The organism is Micromonospora sp. NPDC005163 (assembly GCF_053599835.1).
The window spans coordinates 1-26,846 of the sequence record NZ_JBSFYP010000061.1 but is presented as its reverse complement, the minus strand read 5'-3'; the positions used below and the strand labels follow the sequence as shown (position 1 = coordinate 26,846).

At 69.9% G+C, this 26,846-nt stretch carries 23 protein-coding genes and 2 pseudogenes; 7 read left to right on the top strand and 18 right to left on the bottom strand.

From position 1 onward, the window contains the following. Window positions 1-50 precede the first annotated feature (50 nt). Window positions 51-1,277, top strand: a complete 1,227-nt coding sequence (locus ACWD6N_RS29850; RefSeq protein ID WP_450005528.1) for an IS110 family transposase — start codon at window positions 51-53, stop codon at window positions 1,275-1,277. A 15-nt stretch (window positions 1,278-1,292) separates the two neighbouring features. On the opposite strand, the pseudogene ACWD6N_RS29845 reads toward ACWD6N_RS29850, so the two are convergent. Next, window positions 1,293-1,550 (bottom strand): annotated as a pseudogene (locus tag ACWD6N_RS29845) (IS6 family transposase); the annotation flags it as partial. Between the two features lie 186 nt (window positions 1,551-1,736). On the opposite strand from ACWD6N_RS29845, the pseudogene ACWD6N_RS29840 reads away from it, so the two are divergent. Both ACWD6N_RS29840 and ACWD6N_RS29835 read left to right on the top strand, forming a co-directional pair. Continuing rightward, a pseudogene (locus ACWD6N_RS29840) lies at window positions 1,737-1,913 on the top strand (IS3 family transposase); the annotation flags it as partial. Between the two features lie 150 nt (window positions 1,914-2,063). Beyond that, a complete protein-coding gene (locus ACWD6N_RS29835; RefSeq protein WP_450005501.1) occupies window positions 2,064-2,999 on the top strand; it encodes an acyl-CoA thioesterase domain-containing protein in 936 nt (311 codons plus the stop codon). Here ACWD6N_RS29835 and ACWD6N_RS29830 read toward each other — a convergent pair. Next, entirely contained in the window at window positions 2,962-4,176 is a 1,215-nt protein-coding gene (locus ACWD6N_RS29830; protein WP_450005499.1) for an MFS transporter, read from the bottom strand. The two genes, ACWD6N_RS29835 and ACWD6N_RS29830, sit on opposite strands and share 38 nt — an antisense overlap. 91 nt (window positions 4,177-4,267) lie before the next feature. Here ACWD6N_RS29830 and ACWD6N_RS29825 point away from each other — a divergent pair, with 91 nt between their 5' ends. Continuing rightward, window positions 4,268-4,939, top strand: coding sequence for a GntR family transcriptional regulator (locus tag ACWD6N_RS29825; protein WP_450005497.1), 672 nt, complete (start codon window positions 4,268-4,270; stop codon window positions 4,937-4,939). Window positions 4,940-4,957: 18 nt separating this feature from the next. Here the strand turns inward: ACWD6N_RS29825 and ACWD6N_RS29820 are convergent, their stop codons facing one another. The 6 genes from ACWD6N_RS29820 to ACWD6N_RS29795 are packed head-to-tail and all read right to left on the bottom strand — an operon-like array spanning window position 4,958 to window position 13,075. After that, window positions 4,958-5,785, bottom strand: coding sequence for an HpcH/HpaI aldolase/citrate lyase family protein (locus ACWD6N_RS29820; protein ID WP_450005495.1), 828 nt, complete (start codon window positions 5,783-5,785; stop codon window positions 4,958-4,960). Next, window positions 5,773-6,981: an acetyl-CoA C-acetyltransferase gene (locus ACWD6N_RS29815; RefSeq protein WP_450005493.1), complete on the bottom strand. Its 1,209-nt coding sequence runs from the start codon at window positions 6,979-6,981 to the stop codon at window positions 5,773-5,775. Before ACWD6N_RS29815 ends, ACWD6N_RS29820 begins: the two co-directional genes overlap by 13 nt. Beyond that, window positions 6,966-8,213, bottom strand: coding sequence for a CoA transferase (locus ACWD6N_RS29810; RefSeq protein WP_450005491.1), 1,248 nt, complete (start codon window positions 8,211-8,213; stop codon window positions 6,966-6,968). Before ACWD6N_RS29810 ends, ACWD6N_RS29815 begins: the two co-directional genes overlap by 16 nt. Further along, complete coding sequence (locus ACWD6N_RS29805; protein WP_450005489.1) at window positions 8,210-9,589, bottom strand: MmgE/PrpD family protein; 1,380 nt, start codon at window positions 9,587-9,589, stop codon at window positions 8,210-8,212. Before ACWD6N_RS29805 ends, ACWD6N_RS29810 begins: the two co-directional genes overlap by 4 nt. Beyond that, window positions 9,579-11,003: an MmgE/PrpD family protein gene (locus tag ACWD6N_RS29800; RefSeq protein ID WP_450005487.1), complete on the bottom strand. Its 1,425-nt coding sequence runs from the start codon at window positions 11,001-11,003 to the stop codon at window positions 9,579-9,581. The genes ACWD6N_RS29805 and ACWD6N_RS29800 overlap by 11 nt, the downstream gene beginning before the upstream one ends. Then, entirely contained in the window at window positions 11,000-13,075 is a 2,076-nt protein-coding gene (locus tag ACWD6N_RS29795; protein WP_450005485.1) for an acetate--CoA ligase family protein, read from the bottom strand. The genes ACWD6N_RS29800 and ACWD6N_RS29795 overlap by 4 nt, the downstream gene beginning before the upstream one ends. A gap of 64 nt (window positions 13,076-13,139) precedes the next feature. On the opposite strand from ACWD6N_RS29795, the gene ACWD6N_RS29790 reads away from it, so the two are divergent. After that, complete coding sequence (locus ACWD6N_RS29790; protein ID WP_450005483.1) at window positions 13,140-13,880, top strand: enoyl-CoA hydratase/isomerase family protein; 741 nt, start codon at window positions 13,140-13,142, stop codon at window positions 13,878-13,880. A gap of 71 nt (window positions 13,881-13,951) precedes the next feature. Here the strand turns inward: ACWD6N_RS29790 and ACWD6N_RS29785 are convergent, their stop codons facing one another. The 8 genes from ACWD6N_RS29785 to ACWD6N_RS29750 form a co-directional block, all read right to left on the bottom strand. Further along, a complete protein-coding gene (locus ACWD6N_RS29785; RefSeq protein ID WP_450005481.1) occupies window positions 13,952-15,034 on the bottom strand; it encodes an ABC transporter substrate-binding protein in 1,083 nt (360 codons plus the stop codon). 122 nt (window positions 15,035-15,156) lie between these two features. After that, on the bottom strand, window positions 15,157-16,011 hold the full coding sequence (locus tag ACWD6N_RS29780; RefSeq protein ID WP_450005479.1) for an ABC transporter permease: 855 nt from the start codon (window positions 16,009-16,011) through the stop codon (window positions 15,157-15,159). Then, window positions 16,008-16,844 (bottom strand): ABC transporter ATP-binding protein, encoded by an 837-nt coding sequence (locus tag ACWD6N_RS29775; protein ID WP_450005477.1) that lies wholly within the window; start codon window positions 16,842-16,844, stop codon window positions 16,008-16,010. The genes ACWD6N_RS29780 and ACWD6N_RS29775 overlap by 4 nt, the downstream gene beginning before the upstream one ends. 88 nt (window positions 16,845-16,932) lie before the next feature. Further along, window positions 16,933-18,354 (bottom strand): MmgE/PrpD family protein, encoded by a 1,422-nt coding sequence (locus tag ACWD6N_RS29770; protein ID WP_450005475.1) that lies wholly within the window; start codon window positions 18,352-18,354, stop codon window positions 16,933-16,935. After that, on the bottom strand, window positions 18,351-19,166 hold the full coding sequence (locus tag ACWD6N_RS29765; RefSeq protein WP_450005473.1) for a cyclase family protein: 816 nt from the start codon (window positions 19,164-19,166) through the stop codon (window positions 18,351-18,353). Before ACWD6N_RS29765 ends, ACWD6N_RS29770 begins: the two co-directional genes overlap by 4 nt. Further along, window positions 19,163-20,365: a CaiB/BaiF CoA transferase family protein gene (locus ACWD6N_RS29760; RefSeq protein ID WP_450005471.1), complete on the bottom strand. Its 1,203-nt coding sequence runs from the start codon at window positions 20,363-20,365 to the stop codon at window positions 19,163-19,165. The genes ACWD6N_RS29765 and ACWD6N_RS29760 overlap by 4 nt, the downstream gene beginning before the upstream one ends. Then, window positions 20,359-21,213 (bottom strand): 3-hydroxyacyl-CoA dehydrogenase family protein, encoded by an 855-nt coding sequence (locus ACWD6N_RS29755; RefSeq protein ID WP_450005469.1) that lies wholly within the window; start codon window positions 21,211-21,213, stop codon window positions 20,359-20,361. The genes ACWD6N_RS29760 and ACWD6N_RS29755 overlap by 7 nt, the downstream gene beginning before the upstream one ends. Continuing rightward, a complete protein-coding gene (locus ACWD6N_RS29750; protein WP_450005467.1) occupies window positions 21,210-22,361 on the bottom strand; it encodes an acyl-CoA dehydrogenase family protein in 1,152 nt (383 codons plus the stop codon). Before ACWD6N_RS29750 ends, ACWD6N_RS29755 begins: the two co-directional genes overlap by 4 nt. A 173-nt stretch (window positions 22,362-22,534) precedes the next feature. Between ACWD6N_RS29750 and ACWD6N_RS29745 the strand changes: the two genes are divergently transcribed. Together ACWD6N_RS29745 and ACWD6N_RS29740 are read left to right on the top strand one after the other, a co-directional pair. After that, the gene (locus ACWD6N_RS29745; protein WP_450005465.1) at window positions 22,535-23,029 is read left to right on the top strand and encodes a helix-turn-helix domain-containing protein; all 495 of its coding nucleotides are present in this window, start codon (window positions 22,535-22,537) and stop codon (window positions 23,027-23,029) included. Continuing rightward, window positions 23,020-23,427 carry an integrase core domain-containing protein gene (locus ACWD6N_RS29740; protein WP_450005463.1) on the top strand — a complete coding sequence of 136 codons (408 nt, stop codon included), beginning with the start codon at window positions 23,020-23,022 and terminating at the stop codon, window positions 23,425-23,427. Before ACWD6N_RS29745 ends, ACWD6N_RS29740 begins: the two co-directional genes overlap by 10 nt. A 66-nt stretch (window positions 23,428-23,493) precedes the next feature. On the opposite strand, the gene ACWD6N_RS29735 is transcribed toward ACWD6N_RS29740, so the two are convergent. Together ACWD6N_RS29735 and ACWD6N_RS29730 are read right to left on the bottom strand one after the other, a co-directional pair. After that, window positions 23,494-25,710 (bottom strand): hypothetical protein, encoded by a 2,217-nt coding sequence (locus tag ACWD6N_RS29735; protein WP_450005461.1) that lies wholly within the window; start codon window positions 25,708-25,710, stop codon window positions 23,494-23,496. Between the two features lie 8 nt (window positions 25,711-25,718). Next, the gene (locus tag ACWD6N_RS29730) at window positions 25,719-26,549 is read right to left on the bottom strand and encodes a hypothetical protein (protein WP_450005459.1); all 831 of its coding nucleotides are present in this window, start codon (window positions 26,547-26,549) and stop codon (window positions 25,719-25,721) included. Window positions 26,550-26,846: the final 297 nt, after the last annotated feature.

The window sequence follows — 26,846 nt, the reverse complement described above, 5'->3', positions numbered from 1 at the left end:
TCCCGCAGGCCACCGCGGACATGGCGTCCACTATGGATGGGAGCAAGGGATTGCTGTTCGTTGGCGATGACTGGGCCGAGGAGCACCACGACGTCGAGCTGCAGGACCAGACCGGGCGGGTGCTGGGCAGGGCGAAGCTGCCGCAGGGCGTGGCGGGGATCGCCCGGCTGCACGCGATGATCGGCGAGCATGTCGGGGAGGATGACGAGCCGGCGCAGGTGGTGGTCGGCATCGAGACCGACCGCGGCGGTTGGGTGCAGGCGCTGATCGCGGCCGGCTACCAGATCTCCGCGGTCAACCCGTTGCAGGTGGCCCGCTACCGCGTGCGCCACAGTGTGTCCGGCGGCAAGAGCGACACCCGCGACGCGCACACCTTGGCCGACATGGTCCGCACCGACCGCCATCAGCTACGCCCGATCGCTGGCGACAGCGTCGAGGCGGAGGCGGTCAAGGTCGTCACCCGGGCGCACAAGACGCTGATCTGGGAGCGCACAAGGCACACGCTGCGGCTGCGCCACGCTCTGCGGGAGTTCTTCCCGGCTGCGCTGGCCGCTTTCGACGACTTGACCGCCCCGGATGCGCTGCAGTTGCTCGGCGCCGCACCCGATCCGATTTCAGCCCGCCGGCTGACCAAGGGCCGGATCACCGCGGCGCTCAAGCACGCCCGCAGCCGCAACATCGCCGAGAAGGCCCAGGCGATCCAGGCTGCCCTGCGCGCCGAACAGTTGGGCCAGCCGGCCGTCGTGACCGCCGCCTACGGGGCCACCGTACGCGCTCAGGTGGCCATCCTGAGCACCCTCAACACCGAGATCCACAGCATGCAGGAGCAGGTCGAGGCGCATTTTGGCAAGCACCCGGACGCTGAGATCTACCTCAGTCAGCCCGGTCTGGGCATCATTCTCGGCGCCCGGGTGCTCGCCGAGTTCGGCGATGACAAGAATCGCTACGCCGATGCGAAAGCACGCAAGAACTACGCCGGGACCAGCCCGATCACCCGCCAATCCGGCAAGAAGAAGACCGTGCTGGCCCGCTACGTGCACAACGATCGGCTCATCGACGCGCTGGGCCGCCAAGCGTTCGCCGCGCTACGCGCCTCCTCCGGCGCCCGCGCCTACTACGACCAGCTGCGCGCCCGCGGCGTCGGCCACCACGCCGCAATACGCCAGCTCGGTAACCGCCCGGTCGGCATCCTGCACGGCTGCCTCAAGACCGCCGTCACCTATGACGAAGCCACCGCATGGGCACACCATCAACAAGATCTACAAGCCGCTGCTTGACAACAGAAGCTCATGGGATGTCTTGACGTACGTCTCGTCAACGAACCACCTATCGCCTGGCGAGTGCCGGCAGAACCGCCCGGCGTCGGCGAACAGTGGCGTGAACCGCTGCACCCACCGGAACACCGTGACGTGATCGACATCGACACCGCGCTCGACCAGCAACTCCTCAACGTCGCGATAGGACAAGTTGAACCGCAGATACCAGCGTACCGCGACCACGATCACCTCGGCCGGGAACCGGAACCCGGCGAACGCCGACTTCGGAGGCAGCCACGGGTCAGGCCGGGTCGATGACTTCACTGCTCAAGTCTGCCTCGATCAGGCCAGCGCTCAACGCAACAGAGCCGCACGAACGCCCCCAGCCTAGTGACACGCCATGTCACCGGGCCAACCCGTGTTTGCCCAGCTCAAACCCCAGATTCGCGGACTATATCGAAGCGAAGCTGCGGAATGCAGGCCTTGCTGCAGAAGAATGTCCTGGACCGGCAACGCTGGGCAACCCGCCAAGAGCTGCGCCTGGCCATCGTGACCTGGATCGAACGGACCTACCACCGCCGGCGCCGGCAGCGACGCCTGGGCAAGCTCACCCCGATCGAGTTTGAGACAATCAACAGGCACGCAACCGCGGCCTGAACCACTCAACCCCGCGAGTCAACCAAACCCGGGGCAGTCCCGAATACACGATGTCGCCGGTTCTCGGCTGCGAGTTCCGCGTTAGCCAGGGTCAGCGAACCGTGCCAAGGGCTCCTGCCCGCGTGTTCTGAGGGAGAGAGTATGCATGTGATGACTCCGATACGGAGCGACGTGGCCGTTGAAGCGCGAGCACTTCAGGCGGTGGCACGCACCCGCGCGCTCGGTCTGCACTTCTTCGGCCACTTCCTGGGGGTGAGCGCCACTGAGTCCGGTGCCGGACGGAGCACGCTCGTCCTCGACGCCGCGGCCGCGCCGGGACCGGGCGTCGCGTCGTCCCCGACGGAGCAGGCCACGCTGGCGGACCTCGCCCTGGGCTCGGCGATCCGCAGCGCCCTCGGCCCCGGTCTGCGGCTGGGTACCACGACACTCTGCGTCAACCACCTCGTGTCACCGACCTCGCGCCGGGTCGAGGCCAGGGCGACGGCGACCTGGCACGACCCGGACGGCCTGGAGGGGCAGGGGGCCTGCCGCATCGCGGACGAGACGGGTCGGGTGGTCGCGACCGCCGAGGGCTGGTTCGTCGCCCTTCCGCCGCCACCGGGCCGACCGTTGCCGCCCGTGCCGTGGGAGAGTCCCTCCGCGTCGGTCCCCGAAGACCTGACCCCAGACGACCTGGACGCCCGCGAGCGCGCCTCGTACGACGCTGTCGTGGCAGCCGCCCCGGACGCGGCGGCCCACCACCGCTCGGTGGCGGACCAGCTCACCAGTCCCAGCGCAGCCGGGCGGACCAACGTCCTGCGAATCTCCCCGGCGTTGTCCAACCGCGTCGGGCAGGTGCAGGGCGGCGCGCTCTACGGTACCGCCGCGCACGCCGCTGTTCATTGCCTGGGTCCCGGCTGGGAAGTCGCGAGCGGCTACGTGCAGTACCTCCGCCCGGTGGATGCGCCGTGCGCACGCGTGGACGCGTCCGTGCTGCGCCGCGGACGTCGCGTCGGCTTCGTCGACGTCACGGTCACCGCGGCCGACAAGCCGGCTCTGGCCGGGCGCTTCACTCTCCGCCCAGCGCCGACTCCCGCGCCCCGCTGACCACCACCGACGCGCTCGCCGCCGACAGCATTGCGGCCGTCAGCAGGAACACGCCGGCTGCCCCGCCCATGCCTGCGATGGCGCCGGCGGTCGCGGGCACAACGACCTGGCCGACCCGGTTGCCGCTCAGGCGCACGGCGAGCGCCGTGGCGCGGGACGTGGCTGGCACCAGGCCGGTGACCCAGGACATGGTCAGGGGCTGCCCCACGCCGAGCGTGAAGCCGGCCACCAGCATGAGCGGCACGAGCACCCCGAGCGCCGGGCTCGACGGCAGCGCGGCCAGGGAGACCGCCGCCAGGACCATGCTCCCCACGAGGACGATGCGCCGCCCCCAACGTGCCGCGAGTCGCGCGACGAGAAGCCGCGAGGCCACCGAGGCGAGCGCCCGCAGGGCGAGCAGCCATCCGACGGTCTGTGCCGAGATGCCGCGCTCCTGCGCGAACACCGGCAGGAACACCGTGATCAGGTCGACGCAGGCCAGCAGCGCCAGGCTCGACAGCAGGGCCGGCGGCATTCCGCGAGTGCGCAGCATGCCGGCGACCCGCGGGGCGCCGTCCGGCAGGCCCGTCGCCGTGCTCGGCACCTCGCCCGCCTGCGGCCGGGCACGGTAGCCCAAACAGACGAGCAGCTGCGAAGCTGCGAACCCGGCTGCGAGGAGCAATCCCGCCCGCGAGCTGCCCCCGCCCGACCCGCCGAACGCCGCGTCTGCGGCCAACCCGGACGCGAGAGGGCCCACGAGCTGGCCGGCCGAGGCGGCGACCGTGAACAGGCCGAAGGCACGGTCGTGGTCACTCAGGTCCGCCCGGCGCGCGATGATGCCCTGGCTGGCGATCGCGGACAGCAGCAGGCCCACCCCGGCCACCGCGTTCCCGAGCGCCAGGACGAGAAGGGACCCGGCCGAGGCCAGGACCAGAGCACCCGTGAGCGAGCAGGCGGCTCCGACGCGGAGGAAGAGGACGGCACGGGCGCCGTCCACCGCCCGGCCGGCGGGGATGGCCAGCACCAGGGGCAGAGCTGCGAAGCAGGCAGTCACAACGCCAACCCCGAGGCTGCCCGCGCCCAGCTCAAGGGCTCGGTAAGAGGTCATCGGGCGGCCCGCGAAAACCGTCGTCTGGGCCAGGAAGGTCGCCCCGATGAGGTTCCAGAACCACGCGCCCAGCCGGTCTTGCCCGGTCATCCCATCTCCCGCCTTTCACAAGAGCCTCCACGGCGCCGGAAGCTATATTCTGTGGTCAATAGGAGACTGCCGCGACGAAAGGACCACCAGCGTGGCGGAACAGCAGGACCGTGCCGCGGCGGTCGGGGCGCGCCCGCCCCAAAGCAAGACCGCGTACGTCGTCGAGCGGCTTCGCCAGGAGATCGCCGCCGGGGTGATCGTGCCCGGTGCCGCACTGCGGCAGGCTGAGATCGCGGCGAGGTACGGCGTATCGCCGACCCCGGTCCGTGAGGCGCTGCGCATCCTGGAGGCAGCCGGGACGATCTCCTACGCACCGAACCGCGGTGCCACCGTTCGGGAGATGGCACCCGGTGCCGCCGACGACCTCTACCTGCTCCGCGCCGAGTTGGAGGCGTTCGCCACCGAGCTCGGCGTGACTCGGCAGGGCCCCGGGCTCGTGGAGGAGCTGCGCGAGATCGCCGACACCATCGAGGGACTCGACCCCGAAAAGGACCAGGCAGAGATGTACCGGCTCAACCGCCGCCTCCACTTCGCCATCTTCGAGGCCGGCTCCGACATCGTCGCCAACGAGGTGGAGGGCGTCTGGGAGCTCTTCCCGCCGGCCGTGACTATCTGGGGGTACCCGAACATCACCAAGGAGCTCAACGCCGACCACCGCAAGATCATCGAAGCCGTCGAGGCGCACGACGCCCCGTTGGCCCGGCGGCTGATGCGCGAGCACATCCTCAACGCCGCTCGGCTGCGGCGCGCTTACGTCTCCTGAGCCCGTCGGCACCACCGCTCAGTTCCGCCCGCCATCGGCGACCTGCGCGAGGATCCGGCGCGCCTGCGCGACGGTGGCGTCGTCCACGAACCGGCCGTCCGGCAGCAGGCTGCCGCCCGTTCCGGCCCTGCGGACGATCTCCTCGGCCTCAGCGACCTGCTGCGGGGTGGGTGTGTAAACGGCGTGCACGGGACCGATCTGGGACGGGTGGATCACCGACCGGCCGTGGAACCCGAGCTCGCGCCCGGCCTCACTGTCGGCCCGGAGCCCCTCGATGTCGCCGACCCGGGTCCACACGCTCTGGAGGGGCGCCGGCAGACCGGCGGCCCGGGCCGCGAGCACCACACGCGATCGGGCGTAGAGCAGTCCCGTCGGTCCGCAGCCCAGGTCCGCGGCCAGGTCCTCCTCACCCATGAGCAGCCCCATCACCCGAGGATGGGCGGACGCGATCTCCGGTGCGGCCTGGATCGCCCGGGCGGTCTCGAGGATGGGCACGATCCCCGCGTCGCTGCCGAGCTTCTCCAGCCAACCAGCCACGGTCGCGACGTCGGAGGGCGCCTCGACTTTGGGAACGCGCACCCCGACCGCCGAGGTCCCGGCAACCGCCATGAGGTCGTCGCGGAGCATTCCGCTGTCCAGGCCGTTGACGCGGACGAACGCGGGCTTCGCGGTCGGCCCGGCGAGCTCCCGGCGGACGGCGGCCCGGGCGTCCTCCTTGGCATCCGGGGGAACCCCGTCCTCGAGCTCGAGCACGAGCGCGTCGGCGTCGGTAGTCCAGGCCTTCGCGAGATGACGGGCACGGTGAGCGGCGACGTAGAGAGCGGTACGCACGGTCAGCTCACCCACCGCTCGAAGACCGCGGCCAGTCCTTGACCACCGCCGATGCACATCGTCTCCAGCGCGTACCGCGCCTCCCGGCGCTCCAGCTCCCGCAGCAGGGTGGCCAGGATCCTGACACCGGTGGCCCCCACCGGGTGTCCCAGTGAGATCCCGGAGCCGTGGACGTTGAGGCGAGGATCCTCAGCCGCGACCTGCCACTCCTGAAGACAGGCCAGCACCTGCGCGGCGAACGCCTCGTTGAGCTCGATGAGGTCGATGTCTGCCAGCGCCAGCCCGGCGCGCTCCAGGGCGCGTGCCACGGCCGGGACAGGCCCAAGACCCATGACGTCGGGGGCTACGCCGTCGAGCCCCCACGAGACCAACCGGGCGATGGGTCGCAACCCGCAGCGCTCGGCTGCGGCCGGGTGGGTGACCACGCATGCCGCGGCCCCGTCGTTCTGCCCCGAGGAGTTGCCGGCCGTGACCGTCGCGTCGGGGAGTTCACGCCCCATGACCGGACGCAACCCGGCGAGCTTCTCCTGCGACGTCCCGGAACGGGGGTGCTCGTCCTCGCTGACGACCTCCTCGCCGTGGCAGCCGGGGACCGGGACCGGCACGATCTCCGCGTCGAAGACTCCGCCCGCCTGCGCCGCCACGGCACGCCGGTGGGACTCGACGGCGAGCCGGTCCTGCGCCTCGCGGGTGATCCCGAACCGGCGTCGGACGTTCTCGGCGGTCTCGAGCATGCCGCCCGGGACGGGGAAGCGGCGCCCACCCGCGGTGACCCGGCCCCGGGACAGCGAGTCCTGGAAGTTAACTACTCCACTTGCACCCCACCGGATCCCATGGTCGTAGAACGGTGCGCGGCTCATGCTCTCCGCGCCTCCGGCGATGACGACGTCCGCAGCGCCCGTCTGCACCTGCATGGCCGCGACGAGCACGGCCCACAGTCCGGAACCGCAGCGCCGGTCGACCTGCGCACCCCCCACGGTGACGGGCATGCCCGCGTCGAGAGCGACCACCCGGCCGAGGGCCGGCGCGTCGCTGGTGGGGTACGCGTGTCCCAGCACGACATCGTCGACGACGCCAGGGTCGAGGCCCGTCCCCTCCAGGAGGGCGCGGACCACGACCGCGCCGAGCTGTTCCACGGGCACGTCCCGGAACACGCCGCCGAACCGGCCGACGGGGGTGCGCAGCGGCTCACAGATCACTGCCTCACGCATGGGTCCTCCTTCATCTCGACACCGTCGGGCCGGGCGACCACGCCCGCGTCGACGAGCCGCGCGTACTCCTCACGGCCCAGTCCCAGCACCTCGGTCAGCACCTGCTCCGTGTCCTGCCCGAGCCTTGGGGCGCCGCGCGGACCGACCGCTGCCAGGCCTCGCACCGGGAAGCCGGCCGCCAGCATCGGACCGACGCCGGGTTGCGGGACGTGGCGCAGCAGCGAGTCCGGGCCGGCGTGTCCGTAGGCGTGCGCGACATCGCGCAGCGTGCGGTACGGGCCCCACAGCACACGGGCTCCGTCGAGCAGGTTCCCCACCTTGGACAGCGGTCTGGCAGCGAACCAGGGCCGGAGCACGGCGGCGATCGGCTCGCGCATGCGGAACCGTCCCTCGTCGGTGTCGAGATCGACTCCGAGCGCCGGTCCCAGCGCCGCGAAGACAGCGGTCGTTCCCGTCACCTCGCACAGCGCGCGCCACTGACGCGTGGTGAGGGCGAGCACCATCACCCGCTCGTGGTCCTTGGTCTCGAAGTCGACCCCGAAGCTGCCATACACGTGGTTGCCCAGCCGGGGTCGGTCCTCACCCGTGAGGTCCGCGTGGGCCACCCAGCCGAGGTTCGCCACCCCGGCGACGGCGACCTCGTCGAGACTGATCGAGAGGTCGGCGCCCTCGCCGGTCTCGGCCCGCCGGCGCAATGCCGCGAGCACAGCCACGACGGCGTGCAGGCCCGTGATGAGGTCCCAGGCCGGCAGGGCATGGTTCACCGGCACGCGAGTCCAGTCGGGCCCCGTGAGGTGCGGGATGCCCACCGCCGCGTTGGCGGTGTAGTCGACCGACGAGGCACCATCGGGCCGCCCTTGAATCCGGACGTGCACCATGTCGTGTCGTCGCCCGCGCACCGCCTCAGCCGACAGCCAGGACGCGCGGACCGCGTTGTCGATCAGCACGCCACCGCGCTCGCCGCCCGCGGCCGCGAGCTCGAGTGCGAGCTCCCGTCCCCGGGGGTCGCCCAGGTTCAACGCCACGGACCGCTTCCCGCGGTTGAGCGCCGCCCAGTAGAGGCTCGCCCCCGAGGGGGCGAGCGGCCACCGGGTGTGGTCGGCCGCCCCACCGAGCGGGTCGATCCTGATCACCTCGGCGCCGAGCTGGGCAATCGTCATGCCGGCCGACGGTCCGGCAACGAAGCTGTCCACCTCGACGACGCGCACGTCCTCGAGCACCGGCACGGTCATGCCGGCACCGGCTCCGCGACCGGGGTGCCCATCAGGCGGAACAGCGCCTGCACGTCCTCCGTCTGCCAGATCGTCCGAGCCAGCTCCTCCACCGCTGGCTCGCCGAGGACGGGGTCCGCCAGGGCGTGCAGCTTCGCCGTCAGCTCGGCATCGTCGACCGGTCGGTCCGGCTCCCCCTTGGGCAGGTCCACCCGGACCTCATGGACGCGCGTGGAGGTCGCGACACGGAACACGGCCGGGCGCAGCCGTGGGTAGTCGCGGGTGCAGTCGTCGTCCTCCCGGACGACCACCTTCTCCACCAGCCGCTTCACGCGCATGTCGGAGCGCACGTCGTCGGCGAAGTGCGCCAGCGTCGGTGAGCCGTGCACGAGCGTTACCGCGACGGCGTAGGGGATGCTCATCTGCGCATCTAGGAAGTCCTCCACCTGCGTGAAGCCGTGCTTCAGGGCGACCGAGTAGGTTCCGACCTCGATCGACTGCACGGACTCGACGTCGAGGTCAGTCCCGGCGGCGAGCTCCAGCGCCGCGTCGATAGGTCCGTGCAGGTGGCGACAGCACGGGTACGGCTTCACGTACGTGCGCAGCATCCGCCAGGTCTCTCCGAGCCCGTCCATCAGGTGTGCCACGTCGAGCTGGTCGTCGACGAACGCGTGCGCGTAGCCGGCGCCGCCTTCGAGCACCGTCGCCGGCCCGGTCAGACCGCGGGCGGCGAGCTCGGCGCAGACCAGCCCGTCCCGGGCCGCCTTCCCCGCGTGCAGGCGCTTGACCTCCGCACCGTTGCCGAGGAACTCGAAGAGTCCTCCGGAGTGCGAACCGGCCAGACCCAGGGCGTGCACGGACTGGTCGGCGTCGAGCCGCAGGAGCGTGGCGACACCGGCAGCGGCACCGAAGACGCCGCACACGGGCGTGCTGTGCCAGCCTCGGCGCCACGTGGTCGGGTGTCCCGCCCCGGCCAGCCGGCACGAGACCTCGAAGCCGACCGCGATCGCCGTCAGCAGCTCCTCCATCGTGTTCGCGTGGGACTCGGCCGCCGCGAGCACGGCCGAGATGACCGGTGCCCCGGGATGGTAGGCGCCCGGGGTGTAGCCGTCGTCCACCTCCAGCCCGTGGGCCGCGGTGCCGTTGGCCAGGGCAGCCTGGGCCGGTGACAGCCGCGCCGTCGTTCCGAGGACCCGGCAGGCCCCACCGGCCTCCGTGTCCAACAGGAAGTCGCGCACCAGCCGGGCCGACCCCGACCCGGAGCCGGCGAGGGCCGCGGAGCAGTAGTCCAGGAGCACACGGCGGGCGTGGTGCTCGACGGCGGCGGGCAGCGGGACCTCACTCGCGGCCACCAACCAGGTGGCCAGCTCTCGGGTGAGTGGACGGTCAGCGGGCACGGCCGGTACTCCCTTCCTGATCGGACACGACTTCATCTGCGGGCGTCAGGACGCGGAGCTGCTTTGCGAGGTCCCCCGCGTCGACGTCGGGGAGGTCGTCCACCCAGCGCGCAAGCCGCTCGGCCTGTTCAGGTTCCCGGCCGCCGACCTCGAGGCAGCCACGGGCCTTGGCGAGTTGCTCCGACCGTGACAGGGGACGGCGGGGACTCCCCGGGAGGTCGTCGACCTCGACGGTCCGGGTGCCCGCGGAGGTCTCGAGGTGCACCTCGACCGGTGTCATCACGCTCTCGCCGGGATCCTTGTCCTGCACGACCGCGACCCTCGTCCGCGCGATCTCCTCCAGCCGCGGATCCACAAGGACCTCGTACCTCATCTCGGGAAGCCCCACGGCGCCGCGGTGGAGCGCGGCGGCCACGAGCCACGGGACCGAGAACTGGGCATCCACGATCGGGAGACCCCGACGCTCGTACGGGCGCGCGACCATCGCGTGCGCGGTGCCGACCGGCAGGTGGACCCGCACCGAGCCCTCGGCACGGCGGCGGCCGCCGGTGAGGTGGAGGACGCCGGCCACCGCCGCATGGGCGTACCTGCAGGCGGGGAAGGGCTTGAGCGAAAGCCGGTCCACTTCCCATCCCGGTCGCTCGAGGGCGGCCCGGGCACGCTCGGGAGAGCTGACGAACTGGACCAGCCCGTGCTCACCGACGAACCAGCCCGGAGGGCCCTCCACCCCTGCTGCCGCCAGGTACGCCGCCGTGAGCCCCGCGCTCGCGGCACCGGCCGGTTGGTGCCGCTTGTTGACGGCACTCTCGCTGACGACCTGTCGGCTGGTGGGAGCGACTGCGGCGGGCAGGGCCAGCGACAGGGCGGCCGCCGTTGCCCGCGGGGTGAGACCCAGCACCCGGGCCGCGGCGGCGGCCGCCCCGAAGGCGCCGAGCCCGGCGGTCCGGATCACGCCGCGTTGCGGGCCAAGCGCTAGGGAGAGCCTGCTGAGCATCTCGACGCCGGCGACGACGCCTTCGGGCACCCTATACCCCGGAGCCGCGCACTCCTGGGCCGCCATCAGCGCGGCAGGGAGCGCGACACACGCGGTGTGCACCACGGCCTCGTCATGCGTGTCGTCGAAGTCCCACGCGTGGATCGCGACCGAGAGGGCGTAGGCGGCGTCGACGAGGCCATGGAACCCGCCCGCCCAGGGCACGTGGACACGACCGGGCGTTCCGTCGGGCGATCCCGCCACCCGCCTGAGCGCCGCAGCAGTCGCCGGCAGCGAGGGGGCGTCGGCGGCACCGGCGGCGACCCCGAGCGCATCGAGGACCAGCGACGTGGTGCTCGCCTGCGTTCCGCCCTCCAGGTCGACCCACCGCACCCGGGAGACGCGCTCGACCAGGGAGTCGACCGGAAGGTTGACAGTCACTGTTGCGCCTCCCCGTTCCCGCGCGCCCGCCGGATCACCGACCCGGCGCGCATCAGCGCGGCGATCGCGCGCGCCGCCCGGTCCGGCGCGTCGAGCACGGGCACGCCACTGCGGCGGTAGAGCGCCATCGCCGCAGGCGCGAGGTGGTCCCCGCCATACCGGGACACGTAGAGCGGCACGTCCAGGTACTGCCGGAGCTCGATCACCCGCCGGGCGAGGCGCTCGGCGTAGGGGTCCGCGTTGGTCGTGAACTGGATCATCACGGCGTCGAACTCCGACGAGGCGGTCAGCTTGGTGATCGCCTGCTCGAAGTCATCGTCGCGCGTGAGCATCTGGAAGCTCAGGTCGAAGGGGTTGCGGATCGCCGAATACGACGGCACGTGCTCGGTGACCGCAGCACGGGTCGTCTCCGACAGGACGGGGAGCACCACCTCGGTCCCCTCAGTCTCGTCGGCGATGATGCTGCACGCACCGCCCGAGAAGGTGACCGCGAGCAGCCGGTTGCCCCGCGGCAGCGGGCCGGCGGCCGCGAGCAGCATGGCGTCCTCCAGCTCGCGCAGCGATCGGACGCCGACGACGGCGGCGGCCCGGAGCACCGCCTCGCGAGCGGCGAAGGAACCGACCATTGCACCGGTGTGGCTCAGCGCCGCCTGACGCCCTTTGTCCGAGCGCACCATGTTGTAGGCGAAGACCGGCTTGCCCTGCTCGGCCATGGCGTGGCCGGCCGCGACGAAGGCATCGCCGTCCTTGACGTCCTCGAGGAGCAGGCCCGCGACCGTGGTGGTGCGGTCGGCCGCCAGGTAAGCCAGGTAGTCGGCCAGCACGACGTCCGCCTCGTTGCCCGCGTGGATCCAGTACGACAGCCCCATGCCGGCGCCCATCAACCGCGTGGCCAGACAGCTGCCAAGGGCGCCGGAGCTGGTCAGCAGCGCCGCGCTGCCGGCGACAAGGCCCTCCTCGAGCCCGCCGGAGATCGACGCGGTCAGGCCGAGGTGCGGGGCGACGACGCCCATGTCGTTCGGCCCGGCCAGCGCGACGCCGCCCTCGCGGAGGGTCCGGGCGAGTTCCTCCTGGAGCCGGCGCCCGTCCTCGCCGCTCTCGGCGAAGTCGGAGCTGTGCACGAGCAGGCCGCCTACGCCCTTGTCCACGGCCTCGCGGGCCACGCGCAGGACGAACCGGCTCGGGATCGTCACGCAGACCAGGTCCGGCGACCCGGGCACCTCGGACAGGGACGCATATCGGCGGATGCCGTCGACCTCGCCCCCGAACGGGTGGACCGGGTCGATCCGCCCCTGGTAGCCATGCGAACGCAGGTACCGGAAGAGCCGCGCGCCGACCTTGCTCGGCTCGTCGGAGACGCCCACCACGACGACGTGACGGGGGGCCAGCATCCGCTCCAACGAAGGCCGTGGCCTCGCGGAGCACGCCGCGTCGCTCTCCGCATGGACCATGCGCGCGTCGACCACCACGACGCCCTCGCCGGCAGGGCCGACCATGACCGGGTTCAGGTCCAGCTCGCAGATCTCGACGTCGTCGACGAGCAGTCCCGAGACCGCCTCGACCACGGCGCACAGGGCCTCGACGTCTCGCGGAGGGTCCCCGCGGTACCCGGTCAGCAACGGCCAGCAGCGGAGCCCGGCCAGCATCTCCCGGGCCCGGGCCGCCCCGACCGGGGCCCGCTCGGTCACCACGTCCTGCTGCAGCTCGGTCGTAACGCCGCCGGCTCCCACGGTGACGGTCACGCCGAGCTGCGGGTCCCGGCGCGCACCCACGAGGATCTCGACGCCGGCGGCCATCTCCTGGACGAGCAGCGGGAGGGCGTCGGCGCCGAGCCGGGCCACGACCTCGGCCGCCGCCGCGGCCACCGCGGCGGACCCCTCCAGGCCCAGGACCACGCCGCCACCGTCGGACTTGTGCACCAGGCCCGCGGCCTTGAGGGCGACGGGGGTGTCGAACATGGCCGCCACGCGGCCCGCCGCGTCGGCGTCTGCGCAGAGCGCGGACCGCGGAACGGGTATGCCGTGCGAGCCGAGCTTCGCGAGTACGTCGTCCGGTGCCATCACCATGCTCATGCGCGTCTCCGTCTCGGGATCGGTCAGGGCAATCTACAATATATATAATGTGTAGCCTGTTCCCATGAGAGAACTCGTCCACCGGAACGAGAGCCCGCGGGCCGTCGTCCTCACCCTCGACAGGCCGGAGAAGCGCAACGCCCTGAACGCCGACCTGAGCGACGCCCTGGCCGAGGCGGTGCTGGCGTGCGCCGAGACACCCCTACCGCTGGTGATCCGCAGCGAAGCGCCGGGCATGTTCGTAGCCGGCGCCGACGTGGCGCAGCTGCGCGCCCGCACCGTCGGCGAGAACCTGGAGCGCCGGAACTCGCGTCTGTTCCAGCTGGTCGCCGACCACCCCTGGCCGACCGTGGCCCTCGTCGACGGGGCCGCGCTCGGCGGCGGCTGCGAGCTCGCGCTCGCCTGCGACCTGCGCGTCAGCACTCCGGACGCCTGGTGGGGGCTGCCGGAGGTCCGCCTCGGCATCGTGCCGAGCGCCGGCGGCCTCACCCGGCTCGCCGAGCTCGTGGGGCGGGGCTGCGCGCACGACCTGGTCTTCTCCGGACGCCGCATCCGCGGGTCCGAGGCGGCCCGCATCGGGCTCGTGCAGAGGCTCGCCGACGGCTCGCTGGACGAGACGCTCGACGCCCTCCTCGCGGACCTGGCTCCGGCATCGCCGTTCGCCGTCCGGCTCGCGAAGGAGGCGATGCGCGTGACGGGAGACCGGCACCGGCTCGTCGACGCCGCGGCCCAGGCTCTGTGCATCGCCCAGCCCGACACTCAGGCCCGACTCGCCGCGATGCTGCAGAAGCGGTCCCGCTCCTGACGCACGAGCCGGTGCGGCCGGTCGTCCCGCACCCACCGGGGTGCCGGACGACCGGCCCGATGTGCTCGCACCTACTCGGCGGCCTTGGCCAGGTTGTCGTTCACCGTGTTGTCGACGGTGGCCTTCTTGCGCTTGCCCTCGAAGTCCGCCAGGAAGTCGAACACCTTCTGCGCGTCCGCCTTCTCAATCACTGGGCTCTCTGGGTACGCCGCGACATTCGCGTCGAAGGCGCTCTGGTACAGGTCCTCGTCGATGTCCGCGAACGCAGGCCGAGCCACCTCGGCCGCCTTCTTCGGATCGTCGTGGATCAGCTGGAGCGCGTGTCCAATGGCCTTCGAGAAGCAGGTCAGAACCCGCGACTTCTTGTCGAGCGTGCGTGAGTTGGCGACCGCCACGATGTACAGGAACGGCTCGAGGGGCTTGTACTCACCCTTGCTGAGGTTGAAAAGCATGACTCCTCCCTGCCTCGCGGCCAGGTCGGACGTCGGCGAGGAGAGGGAAAAACCGTCGATCTTCCCGGTCTTGAACGCGGCGATCATCGGCGAGCCCGAACCGATGGGCAGGAGAGTCGCGTCCTTGTCCGCATCCAGGCCGACCTGCCTGAAGAGATAGTGGAACAGCTGGTCGGTCCCGGACCCCGGCGACGTGATGCCGAGCTTCAGCCCTTTCAGGGCACGGATCTTCTCCTCGGACGACGAATCCTCGGTGACCCCGGCTCTTGCCGCGGCGGCCTTGCTAATCACGACGTTGGACGCGTACTGGTCCATCAGCGAGCCGATCGCGACGACGGGCGCTCCGGCCTCGCGCGCGCTCACGATCGAGCTGTACGCCGTGAGCGCGACGTCCGCGCTGCCGCTGACGACTGCGGCCACGTTCTCCGAGCCCCCGCCGAGGTCCTTAATGCTCACATCCAGACCCTGGTCCTTGTAATAGCCGGCGTGCTCGGCGACGTACGAGGGCAGGTAGAGAAAGCCGGTCGTCGACTGCGTCAGGCTCAGCGAGTCGCCGTGGCATTCCTCCTTCGAGGCCTGCACGGACGACCCCGAGTCCGACCCTCCGGCGCACCCGGAGAGGGCGAGGCTCACAACGGCCGTCACCGCGAGCATCGCGGTCCCGCGACGTCGGCGTTGGAAAGGCAACGAGAAGTCGGGCATGACAGATCCTTTGCGTTGTGGTGGATGGGCCCATGGCCGCACTCTGCGCTGTCGTGCCTGAGGGCAGGCCTCCGGCGGAGCCGCCGGAGCGGGATGGCGCGACCGAGCGCTCGCGGCCCCGCCTACGAGGTGGGCGTGCTGCGCCAGCGGTCGACGTAGCGCTCGCCGTAGACGACGATCTGGTTGAGGATCGTCGCCACGATCATCAGGATGACCAGCGACGCGAACACGCCCGCTGTGTCGAACGTGCCGGACGCGCGCTTGAGCACAAAACCGATGCCTCGGTCGGACGCGGTCAACTCCCCGACCACGGCGCCGATCAGCGCGTACGGGACCGAGATCTTCAGACCGTTGAAGATCCAGGTGGCCGACGACGGGAGGACGACGCGCCGCATGATGTCGCGCCCCGACCCTCCCATCAGCCGCACGACGTCGACCAGGTCACGGTCGACCGCGCGCACGCCAGCGTAGGTGTTATAGAAGACCAGGAAGAAGACGATGGTCGCCGAGAGCACGATCTTGCTCGTCATACCAATGCCGAACCACAGGATGAACAGCGGGGCCAGCGCCACCTTCGGGAGACTGTAGACCGCGATGATAAACGGGTCGACCACACGGGCGACGAGGTGGGCGCGGCCGAGCACGAAGCCCACGACGATCCCGACCAGCGCGCCGACCACGAAGCCGACCAGGGTCGCCTCCATGGTCGCGTAGAGATTGGTAAGGATGGTGCCGTCGACGGCCCACTGCCCAAGCCGGCCCAGGATGTCGGCCGGATTCGAGATGTAGAAGGGGTCGATCAACGTCGACGAGAGCAGCTGCCAGGCCGCGACCGCGACCACGAGGAGGAGCAGCCGCCAGCCCAGGACCTGGAGCAGGTGCCTGCGCCGGCTGGTGTGCATGGACTTCTCGTCCCACACCTCCTCCGGGGCGCCGCTGCTGCGGGCAACCGTCTGTTCACTGTCGATGACACTCACATGTCCTCCCCGGAGTGCATGTCGTCGGCGAGCACGTCCCACAGCTCCTCGGCGAGGTCTGCGAAGCCGGGCTGGTGTCGGATCTTGAAAACGTCTCGAGGACGCGGAATGTCGATGCGGCGGTCGACCTTGACCTGCCCGGGCCGGGTGCTCATGACGATGACGCGATCACCCATGGCCACCGCCTCGGAGATGTCGTGGGTGACGAACAGGACCGTCTTGCCGGTCTCCATCCAGATGCGCTGCAGCTCGGCCTGCATCACGAGCTTGAGCTGCGCGTCGAGCGCGCCGAACGGCTCGTCGGCGAGGATCACCGGCGGGTCGTAGGCGAGCGTCCGTGCCAGGGTCACCCGCTTGCGCATCCCACCCGAGAGCTCAGAGGGATACGACTTCTCGAATCCGCTGAGCCCTACGAGGTTCACCATTTCGGCCACGCGTTCCCGGGCCTGCTTCTTGTCGACCTTGCGGATCGCCAGCGACAGCCCCACGTTGCCCTCCACCGTGTGCCACGGCAGCAGGTTGTCCTTCTGGGTGATGTAGCCGACCGACGTGTTGGGGCCGTCGAGACCGGCACCCTCGAAGAGCAGCCGGCCCGCCGAGGGATCCATCAGTCCGGCGGCCATGTTGAGCAGGGTGGACTTGCCGCAACCGCTCGGACCGACGATGCAGATGAACTCCCCCCGCTGGATGTCCAGGTCCACGTTCTTGATGGCCGTCACCACCTGTTCCTTGCGGCGGAACCGCTTGGTAACGCCCTTGACGGAAATGATCGGCGCCGACTCCCGCGTCGTACCGGTCACCACACCGACCGAGCTGGCCTTCGCTTGCGACATCAAGCCTCTCCTTACACGACGGCACCGTGATAGACAGCACACCCTGTGTTGTAGATTACGGAAAATATAGAATCGGTCAACCGTCGGGTCAGGGGAGATCGTCGATTTCCCGGAGCGCCGCGAGCAGTTGCGAGACGTCTTCGGCGGACGAGAGCTCCCGAACTCCCCGGGCGACCGCGTCCACCTGCTCGGGCGGCAGCAGCCGGCCCGCGTTTTCGGAGAACTTCACGCCCAGCTCCTCGAACGACAACGGTCGCTCTGGTCCTCCCCGGGTCGTCATGACCTCCTCGCGCCACACCGTCCCTGCTCGGTCAGTGACCGTCAGGATCGCGGGCAGCTGACGGGGGAACACGGAGTCGCAGCGGTCGCTGCCGACCACACGCACGCGGCTCATGAGCTCCCGCCGGGCCGGGTCGCGGGCCAGGTCGTCGGTGTAGTCGTCCAGACCCACCTCGAGACCCCCTCCGCCCATCAGTCCGGCCACCACCGCATACGGACCGCTGAACTGTGCCATGTAGCCGGTCTCGGGACGCTGCTTCACCTCAAGGGGCTCGCCGATGGTGCGCACGTTGGCGTGCGGCACCGCCAGCTCCGCCACCCCGACGTCCTGCGCTCGCAGGCCGCGGCGGCGCAGCGCGGCCGCAGCGTCCACCGCGGCATGCGTGAAGTGGTTGGCCGGGTACGGCTTGAAGAAGATGCCGGGCACGGTCCAGGACTCGCCCAGGCCGTCAAGGATCTCCCCTGCGTTCCCGGGCTGGTGCAGCCAGGCCTCGAAGAACCCGAACCGTCCCTCGAGGACGGTGGGCGGACCGGTGTAGCCGGCCTCGAGCACCAGGAGTGCCGCCGTCACGCCGCTCTGGGCAGCCCAGCCGCAGTGCATGCGCTTGACGGTCCCACCCGTGCGGTTCGCCTCGAGGATGCCCGACCCCATGGACGCGGCGAGCCCGAGCGCGTCCCGCACAGCTTCGGGCGAGCCGCCCATCAGCTGGGCTGCGGCCACGGCGCTGCCGAGAGCGCCGCAGATGGAGGTTGCGTGCTGGCCGTGCTCGAAGAACACCGAGTTGCCCTGGCCGGCATCGTAGCCGGCCATCCCGATCCGGACGGTCACCTCGAGCCCTGCGGCGATGGCTGCCACGGTGGCCTCCCCGGAGGCACCGACCATCTCGGCCGTGGCCAGCGCGGCCGGGATCACCGATGCACTCGGGTGCAGGACGGACGGCAGATGCGTGTCGTCATAGTCGAGCGAGTGCGCGAGCACCCCGTTCACGAAGGCCGCCGACGCCGCCGGCAACCGGTGCGCCACGCCGACGGCGGTCGCCTCCTCGCAGCCACCCTGGCGGGCGGCCAGACGACGAACGCCCCGGCTCGTGGGCAGCGTCGCCGCCGCCACGGCGATGCCAAGGATGTCCAGCACCCGCCGGCGCACGCTCTCAGCCACGTCGTCGGGAACGCCGTTTTGACGCGCCGAGACCGCGAACTCGGCGAGCGCCCCGGACAAGGTTTCGCTCATCGCGCGAACACCGCCAGAGGGCGCACCGGCGACCCGGTGGCGCCGAGCAGGTTCATCGGGACCAGCACGAGGGTGAAGGCGCCGGCCTCGCGGGCCGACAGCTCCTCCAGGTCGAGGGCCTCGACGAGGTAGATCCCCGCCTCGACCAGCATGATGCGGTGCGCGGGCAACTCGGCATGGCCACCACCAGGGGCGAGCCGCTCGAAGGCGATCGTGTCCGCCCCGGCGGCGTGCACCCGCCGTTCGACCAACCAGCGCGCCCCGGCGCTCGAAACCCCCGGAACGCCGGACTCGGCTCCGACGTACGCCGCTGGCCCCTCGTCGAAGCGCCGCCCCCACCCGCTGCGGACGAACACCACGTCACCGCTGCCGACCGTGGTCCCGCTCTGCTTCTCGGCGAGTTCGAGATCGCCCACCGTCACCTCGTAGCCGGCGTCGCAGGCGTCCGCGCCCAGTACCCTGGGGATGTCAAGAAGCACGCAGCGCCGGACCATCGGCGCGATAGTGTGGACACCGTGGTCGGGGAACCCGCCGCCCCGCATCGCTTCCTCGACCGGCACGCCGCCATGCAGCCTGCCTTCGTGCGAGACGTGCGCCAAGGCATCGATGTGGGTGCCCACATGCGTGCCCATGACGAGCTGGTCGTTGGCGGCGGAGCTGCCGTCGGACCTCGTCATGTCACCGTGTCGGCGGGGCAGCGTGTGCCAGTACGGCGGGTGGTTCGGCGACTGGGGCATCCCCCGGAACAGGGGCCTGCCCAGGTCGACGACCTCCACGCCGTTGGCGACGAGCTCGAGCAGGGCGTCGGTCATGCCAGCACTCCTTTCTCGCGAAGGAACTCCACTACGGACCCGTCCAGGCCGACCTCGGCGAGCACGGTGTCCGTGTCCGCGCCGAGACCTCTCCCCGTGTGCTTGATGCGACCGGGGGTGCGGGACATCCGCCACATCACGTTGTGCATGAGGACGCTCCCGAGATCTTCGTCATCGACGTCGACGAGCATCCGGGTCGCCCGGATGTGCTCGTCCTCCACGATGTCCCCGGAGTCGTAGACGGGCGCCACCGCGGCGCCGGCCTCGGCGAACGCTCGCACCACCTCAGCGCGCTCGCGGTCGGCGACCCAGGAGCCGACGATGTCGTCCAGCTCGTCGACGTGCTGGGCCCGTTCGCGGCCCGAGCCGAACCATGGCTTCTCCACGACGTCGGGGCGCCCCACCAGTTGCATGACCTTCTCGGCGATGCGCTGGGCGCTGGTCGACACGGCGACCCAGTGGCCGTCCTTCGTGCGGTAGGTGTTCCGCGGCGCGTTGTTCGTGGAGCGGTTGCCGTGACGGACCGGCACGGCCCCGAGCGCAGCGTACTCGAGCGGGCCCGGGCCGACCGCCGTCATCATCGGCTCCAGGATGCTGAGGTCGACGACCTGGCCCTCACCGGTCTTGTCACGATGCCGCAGGGCCATCAGCGCCGCGCTGCAGCCCGCCAGCGCACAGATGCTGTCGGCCAGCCCGAAGGACGGCAGCGTGGGAGGGCCGTCGGCCTCGCCGGTCAGGTGCGCGAACCCGCTCATGGCCTCGGCGAGGGTCCCGAACCCTGGGCGCTGCGAGTACGGGCCCTGCTGGCCGAAGCCCGTCACCCTGAGCATCACCAGCCCCGGGTTGTCCGTCAGAAGCACGTCGGGGCCGATGCCCCAGCGCTCCAACGTGCCCGGACGGAAGTTCTCCACCACGACGTCGGCCGTCCTGGCAAGCCGGCGGAAGACGTCCGCACCGTCCGGGTGGGAGAGGTCGATCGCCACCGTCCGCTTGTTGCGGCTGATCTCCTTCCACCAGAGGGGAACGTCGTCCTTCTGCGGGCCGTGGCCGCGCATGCTGTCGCCCATCCTGGGGTGCTCGATCTTCACCACGTCGGCGCCGAAGTCGCCGAGGAGTTGGCAGCAGAGCGGACCGGCGATGATCGTCGACACGTCGAGAACCCTCAACCCCTCGAGCGAGGAGGGAGTGGCACTCACCATGTGTAAAACCCCTGTCCCGTCTTGCGACCGAGCTCGCCGGCCGCGACCTTGTCGATGAGCAGCTGCGGCGGCTCGAACCGGGGTCCGAGCTCCGCGGCCAGGTGTCGCGCGACACCGAGCCGTACTTCGAGCCCCACGAGGTCCGTGAGCCGCAGAGGTCCCACCGGGTGGCGGTACCCCAGAGTGATCGCGGCGTCGATTTCCTCGGCGGGCGCCACTCCCTCCTCGATCATGCGGATGGCCTCGAGGCCTAGGGCGACGCCGAGCCGGCTGGTGGCGAACCCGGGCGAGTCGGCGACCGTGACCGGCGTCATGCCGAGCGCCGTCACCCACGACTGCGCCCGGGTCACCAGCCTCGCGTCGGTCTGCCGGCCGACCACGATCTCAACGAGGCTGCTGCTCGGCACCGGGTTGAAGAAGTGCAGGCCGAGGAACCGCTCCGGTGCGGACACGCTCTCCGCGAGGCGCGAGATCGAGAAGCTGCTGGTGTTGCTGGCGAGGACCGTGTCCGTGCCAACGACGGCGGAGACACCGCCGAGAAGCCGCTGCTTGAGGGGCCGATCCTCGGGGACCGCCTCCACCACCAGCTCGCAGCCTTTCAGCGCGTCCAGACGCGGGTCGGCGACGAGGCGCCCGCACACCGCTGTCGGCTCGTCCTGGAGTGTCCCCCGGGTGGCGCTGCGCTCAACGAGGTCCTCGACGGCGGCCCGGGCCGCAGCCGTGGCCACCTCGTTGGCGTCCACGACGACGACCCTGCTCCCGCTGACCAAGAAGGCGTGGGCGATGCCCGCACCCATCCGGCCGCCGCCGAGTACACCGACGGACGCAGGCAGCTGGCCGGCAGTCACGCAGTGGCCTTCGGCGCGCGTTGGCTGAACCGACGGTCGAAGATCGACTCCGCGATCTTGTTGCGCATCATCTCCAGCGACCCACCGGCGATCATCCAGCCGCGGGTACGTCGTACGAGGTACTCCATCGGCAGCTCGGTCGAGTATCCGGAGGCACCGAAGACCTGGAGCGCCTCGTTCGCGACCTTGAACGCGGTCTCGTTTGCGTACAGCTTGGCGATCTGCGCTTCGGCAGGCTGCGGCGCACCGTCCCTGGCGTTCACGACGGCGCGGTACACGAGCAGCCGCGCCGCGTCGAGCTGCACCTTCATGTCGGCGAACTTCCACTGAAGACCCTGAAACTCGCACAGGTCGCGCCCGAACTGCCGCCGTGTCTTGGCGTGCTCAACCGCACGCTCGAACGCGGTCTGGGCGAGCGCAAGGGCCCGCACCGCGTTTCCCATCCGCTCGATGCCGAAGATGGTCAGCATCTTGGATAGCGCGTCGCGCTCGGCGAGGACGTGCGAACGCGGCACGCGGCACTCGTCCATGTAGAGAGCGCAGTGCCGCTCCCCCGACATGTACCGCTCCGGGGCGCCCTTGCCGAACCCGGCGGCGTCGGTCGGCACGACGACCGCCCCGATGTCGCGCGACGAGGGCCCGAAGCGGCACCAGACGACGACGTGGGTAGCGTCGGGGCCGTGGGAGTTCCACACCTTCTGCCCGTCGAGCACCACGTGATCGCCGTCGATCCGGGCCTTGGTCGTGAGCTCGGTGAGCGCGGAGCCGGCGCCCGGCTCGGACATGCCCACGGTGATCAGCCCCTCACCCGCGATCAGCCTCGGGAGGAGCTCCTTGCGAAGCTCGTCCGACCCGAAGGTCGCGACCTGGCGGATGGCCCCGAAGTTCGTCACCTGCACCGCGTCGCCGGAGTGCGGGCACACCTGGCTCACGGCCTCCATGACGAGCAGGGCGTCGAGCAGCGACGCGCCCTGACCACCGAACTTTTCGGAGATGGTCAGCCCAGTGAATCCGGCAGCCGCGAGGGCCTTCAGGTTCTCCCACGGGAACTCCTCGTGGGAGAACGCCGAGGGCGCGAACTTGTCCTGCGCGAGTCGCCACGCTGACTCCTGGAGCGCCGTCTGCTCGGGCGTGAGCGAGAAGTCCACCGTGCCTCCGTAGATTGTTGTGTTTTATATAGAACATAGATTGATCTGACGCACATGGCAACCATCTCTACGCTTCAGACTGGCTTCTACGTCGGGGCGAGGGAGCTCCCGGCGCCCGCGGTCGAGCGCCTGACCGGGCGTTCCTGGCCGCCCTGCTCCACCGACTCCCCCGTTTGCACCTGCGGCAGCTGCACCTGATCGTCTCCCCCGACACCGTCCTACGCTGGCACCGCGACCTGCTACGCCGCCACCACGCCAACGCATCCCGCCCGAAACGGCCCGGCCGGCCGCCCACCGTTCGCAGCATCCAAGCCCTCGTCCTGCGCCTGGCCCGGGAGAACGCGAGCTGGGGCTACCGGCGAATCCACGGCGAACTGGCCACCCTTGGTATCAAGGTCGCCCCCTCCACCGTGTGGGAAATCCTCAACGCCAACGGGATCGGGCCCGCGCCCCAGCGCGACCGCCAGACCTGGGCCACTTTCCTGCGCGGCCAGGCACACGCGATCCTCGCCGCCGACTTCTTCGAAACCCGGACACTGACCGGCGCACGGCTGTACGTCTTCGCCGTCATCGAGCACGCCACCCGCCGCGTCCGGGTGCTCGGCGCCACCGCCCATCCAACCGCGGCCTGGACCACACAACTGGCCCGCAACCTGGCATGGACCTGAAGGACACCGGCGGCGCCACAGTGAAATACCTGATCCGGGACCGCGACAGCAGATACACGGCCGCCTTCGACGCGGTCTTCGCCGAGGAAGGCGTCGCGATCGTGAAGACCGCAATCCGTGTACCGCGCATGAACGCAATCATGGAGCGGTGGGTGCGCTCATGCAGAGCCGAACTCCTCGACCGGACCCTGATCGTGGACCAGGCCCACCTCCTGCATGCGCTTCGCGAGTACGAGACCTTCTACAACGAACACCGGCCCCACCGCGCGCTCCACACCGCGGCACCCCTACGCCTGCTCCCCCAACCGATCACCGAACCGGACCGACTCGCCCACCTCGACATCCGACGACGCGATCGACTCGGCGGCATCCTCCACGAATACCAACACGCCGCTTGAGCTGCACGGATGGGGTTTTCGGCACCTACAGGGTCGCGGTCAGGACGGTGCGCATGACGGCGGTGCTCAGACCAGGCTACCGCGCTCGCGTTTCATGATGCCGTTGGCGACCGCCCGGGTGAGCACCTCGACCTCGCCCCCGTCGTCCTCGTTCACATAGACGCGCACCTCCCGCTGGGCGCGGCTCAGCGCGAGATAGAGCAGCGACAGCGAACGGGTCCGTTCGTTGGGGGTCTGGTTGATCCGCATTTCCGGAATACCAGCCACCAGAACCGAGTCGAACTGGAGGCCGGCTAGATACTCAGCAGGCCCGACGACCAGCCCGCGGCCGCGGTGGCGGAGACCCTCGACGTCGGATCGGCCCTGGACCGTCGACACGTGAAACTTACCGGACTCGCCGATGCGTGAGGCGAGCTCGCTGAAGCGCCGCCACTGCCGAAGGTCCACAATGGCCAAGGCGATCCTGCCTTTCTGGTAGAGCTGCTGCACTGCCCTGGCGATGTCGGTCTCCTCAGCCGGTCGCGACGCGGCCACGCTCAGCACAGGCGCCGGACCCGGCTGCTGCGCGGACTCGACCGCGCTGAAATTGATGTCCCAGTCACTGCCCAGATCGAGGGTTGGGAACTCATGATGGACGTGTTTGATTAGGTCGAGGATCTGTGGCGTGAACCGATAGACTGTCGCCAACTCAAAGTTGGTGATTTCGCCGATCTCGTCGTCCATCGCGATCGGTGACGACCGCGTCTCATCCGCAGCGAACCCAATGAACGCCTCCGACGGCGACTGCCGCGGGTCGACCGCCATGAACACTCGTGGATACATGCTTACGTCGCGCGAGAGGTAGTGGAGTACTTGGCGCTCCAACGGGCTAAACAGATGGAACTCGTCGACGAAGATCAGGTCGTACCCCTGGGTCCGGCGATTGCGGTTCCACGCATGCGTCTCGAGGTGGCTGAGCAGGTCGGCGAGCACTTGGTCGGAGGTGAGAATCGCCCGAGCGTCGAGATTCGCCATGTATTTCGTGTATAGCGCGAACGTAACGCGTAGGTCATCCCGGCTCTCCAGCGGCAGCATCCAGGTCGCCCTGGGAAGTTGGAAGTACCGCGCCTCCGCGCCCGCGCCGGGGAAGATGGCCGCAGCCCCTATGACGGAACCGAACTCGACGAGGAGATCCCAGGCCAGGGCCTTGCGTTCGTTAAGCTCAGGAGAGTCGAACCTGGCCCGGAGGCCTTCGGTGACGCGTTCCCGGTAGGTAATCCAGTCGCCCGCGATGAATTCGTCCAGCACCTCGAGGATCTGGTCCAGTTGAGCCTGTTTGCCGCTGAGGCTGTCGTCGCCGGCCAAGCTGAAGCCGGAATCGTCGTTGGTGTACTGTGGCGAGATCGTCTTAGCGATCTCCAGGAGTGGGAAGACGTCGATTTCCTGGAACAGCCCCATCCCCATCGAGTCGAGCGAGTCGGCCACGTCGGTGGCCAGGGACCAACTGTGGGTCACCATGAGCACCCGAAGGTCGACGCCGGCTTCGCGAGCCTTGAGGACCTCTCGGGTCGCCTTCAAGGTGAGCGCAAGGGTCTTGCCGGAGCCTGCCGGGCCGCGAAGGCGGATCGACTTGCCGGTGCTCGCTTCGACGAAGGATCGCTGGTCATCGGTGATGGAGGCCAACCACTTCTCGTACGACCATCCCTTCGTCGTCGATTGCTCACCGAGCGGTGGCATCAGGATCTCGACGTCGGGCGGCGTCGCCGCCCGACGTCGCTGGGCCTTGCGCTCGGGTATGTTCGCGACCGCAGCCTTCCAGTCGGCCTCCCAACCGGTTGGCATTGCTGGCTTGGCCAGTTCGAAGTCCTCGAGGGCTGCCTTCTTGTCTGAGGTGGTGGTGCCCCAAAGGACGATGTCGGATCCGTCGCCCGGCAGCAGCTCCGCGATCCAGCGACTCGCCTCGGCGCTGCCTCGGCTGACTGCGAAGAAGGCGATGAGGTTGTTGTGCTTGTACTGGTGCCAGCCGCGAGGCAACGTCAGCGGTCCTGTCGTGCGGGCGCGCTCAGCGAACGAGGCGACGCGGCTGAGCACGTCAGGTCGCAGGTCGACAAGATGCCGGGGAACGAAGCGATCTTCGGAGAATGCATCCCGTATCAGCACGATCCGCTGATCCTTCTCGGTGTCTTCAACCGTAAGCAGCACGTCGACGCTTGTCCCCGCATTTTCCAGCAGCAACGGGGAAACCGGAATGGCGTCTGGCGACAGGCCGGTGGCCAGTTCTTTGAGGGCACGCACCGTCGTCACGAGTGGTCTCATGCGTACGTCTCTCCCAATAGCTCGGCGTGCAGGTCGCGGAACTCCTCGTACTCCTTGGGGAGCCCGATGGACATGAATACGAGCGCGAAACGTTGAACGAGCAGGTGGACGTACCGTTCCTGCAGACGGGAGATGCGTCGGTAGCCGACGGACTTCTTGGCGGGGCCGATGGCGATCTGGACTTCCCAGACCTGCTCCAGATGACGCAGGTAGGCGAAGTAGCCGAGCTCATGCTTCGGCGCAATCGCGGAGACGAAGAGCGCGTCGCCGGGCGGCTGACCGTAGGGACTCTTGAGGACGTTGACAATCTGCTGGACGACCTTGTCCCGCTTCTGAGCGTTAGGCACGGCGAGGTGCGCCGCGATCAGGCGCTCGACCGCGTCGTCGAGGGTCTGCGCCGGCTGACTGACCAAGCGGATGGCTTCGAGTGTCGCCTTGGCGACGGTAGCCTCGGGATCAGCCAAGCCAAGGGTGGCGACGATCTCATTGGGTTCGACCTCGCCGGGCCAGGCCCGCAGTCGCTCGTCGGAGACGTGCTCGGCGAACGGGGACGGGAGCACCTGACGAAGCGCCGGTATGACCTTCGCCAAGGCCCGCTCGCGTAGGCGGGGCACCTGCATCTCCAGCAGGTATTCGTGGGCGGTCAGCAGCGGGACGCAGGTCACTCGGCCCTGATGCTTGGCGTGCGCGAAGTCGCAGTCGGCCGTGAGCACGAGCAGATGTCGCTGCCACATCGACGCAACCGGTTCAACCGACTCGATGACGTCACCCTGCCGCAAGGGGTCGGTGACGCTGATATCGCGGTATTCCGGGAAGGGTCCGGACAACCGTGCCTCCAACGTAGGGTGCCGCGCTCAAGTCGAAGCCGGATCGAGTCTAGGTCTACAGGAGCAGATGGTGTCACCGTTCCGGGGCCTCAAACTGTGCTTTCGACCGTCCCTTGTGCCAAGCCCACCGGGTTAGAGTTGCCCGACCTTTTCGCTACCTGGAAAATACCGCTGGCATGTCCCGACCCGCCCTCGCCTCGCTCCCTGGGTGTCAGGGTTGGGTGAGTCCAGTGGTTCAGAGCAAGTAGCCCTCCCGGGGCGAGGATGGATCTTCCTTCGATGACGATTCCCAGCACA

Coding starts and splice junctions, on each gene's coding strand:
- ACWD6N_RS29795 (WP_450005485.1), bottom strand. CDS start 13,075: ATGAGCATGGTGATGGCACCGGACGACGTACTCGCGAAGCTCGGCTCG.
- ACWD6N_RS29835 (WP_450005501.1), top strand. CDS start 2,064: ATGACTCCGATACGGAGCGACGTGGCCGTTGAAGCGCGAGCACTTCAG.
- ACWD6N_RS29775 (WP_450005477.1), bottom strand. CDS start 16,844: ATGTCGCAAGCGAAGGCCAGCTCGGTCGGTGTGGTGACCGGTACGACG.
- ACWD6N_RS29815 (WP_450005493.1), bottom strand. CDS start 6,981: ATGCGTGAGGCAGTGATCTGTGAGCCGCTGCGCACCCCCGTCGGCCGG.
- ACWD6N_RS29765 (WP_450005473.1), bottom strand. CDS start 19,166: ATGACCGACGCCCTGCTCGAGCTCGTCGCCAACGGCGTGGAGGTCGTC.
- ACWD6N_RS29770 (WP_450005475.1), bottom strand. CDS start 18,354: ATGAGCGAAACCTTGTCCGGGGCGCTCGCCGAGTTCGCGGTCTCGGCG.
- ACWD6N_RS29830 (WP_450005499.1), bottom strand. CDS start 4,176: ATGACCGGGCAAGACCGGCTGGGCGCGTGGTTCTGGAACCTCATCGGG.
- ACWD6N_RS29810 (WP_450005491.1), bottom strand. CDS start 8,213: ATGACCGTGCCGGTGCTCGAGGACGTGCGCGTCGTCGAGGTGGACAGC.
- ACWD6N_RS29760 (WP_450005471.1), bottom strand. CDS start 20,365: ATGGTGAGTGCCACTCCCTCCTCGCTCGAGGGGTTGAGGGTTCTCGAC.
- ACWD6N_RS29785 (WP_450005481.1), bottom strand. CDS start 15,034: ATGCCCGACTTCTCGTTGCCTTTCCAACGCCGACGTCGCGGGACCGCG.
- ACWD6N_RS29790 (WP_450005483.1), top strand. CDS start 13,140: ATGAGAGAACTCGTCCACCGGAACGAGAGCCCGCGGGCCGTCGTCCTC.
- ACWD6N_RS29740 (WP_450005463.1), top strand. CDS start 23,020: ATGGACCTGAAGGACACCGGCGGCGCCACAGTGAAATACCTGATCCGG.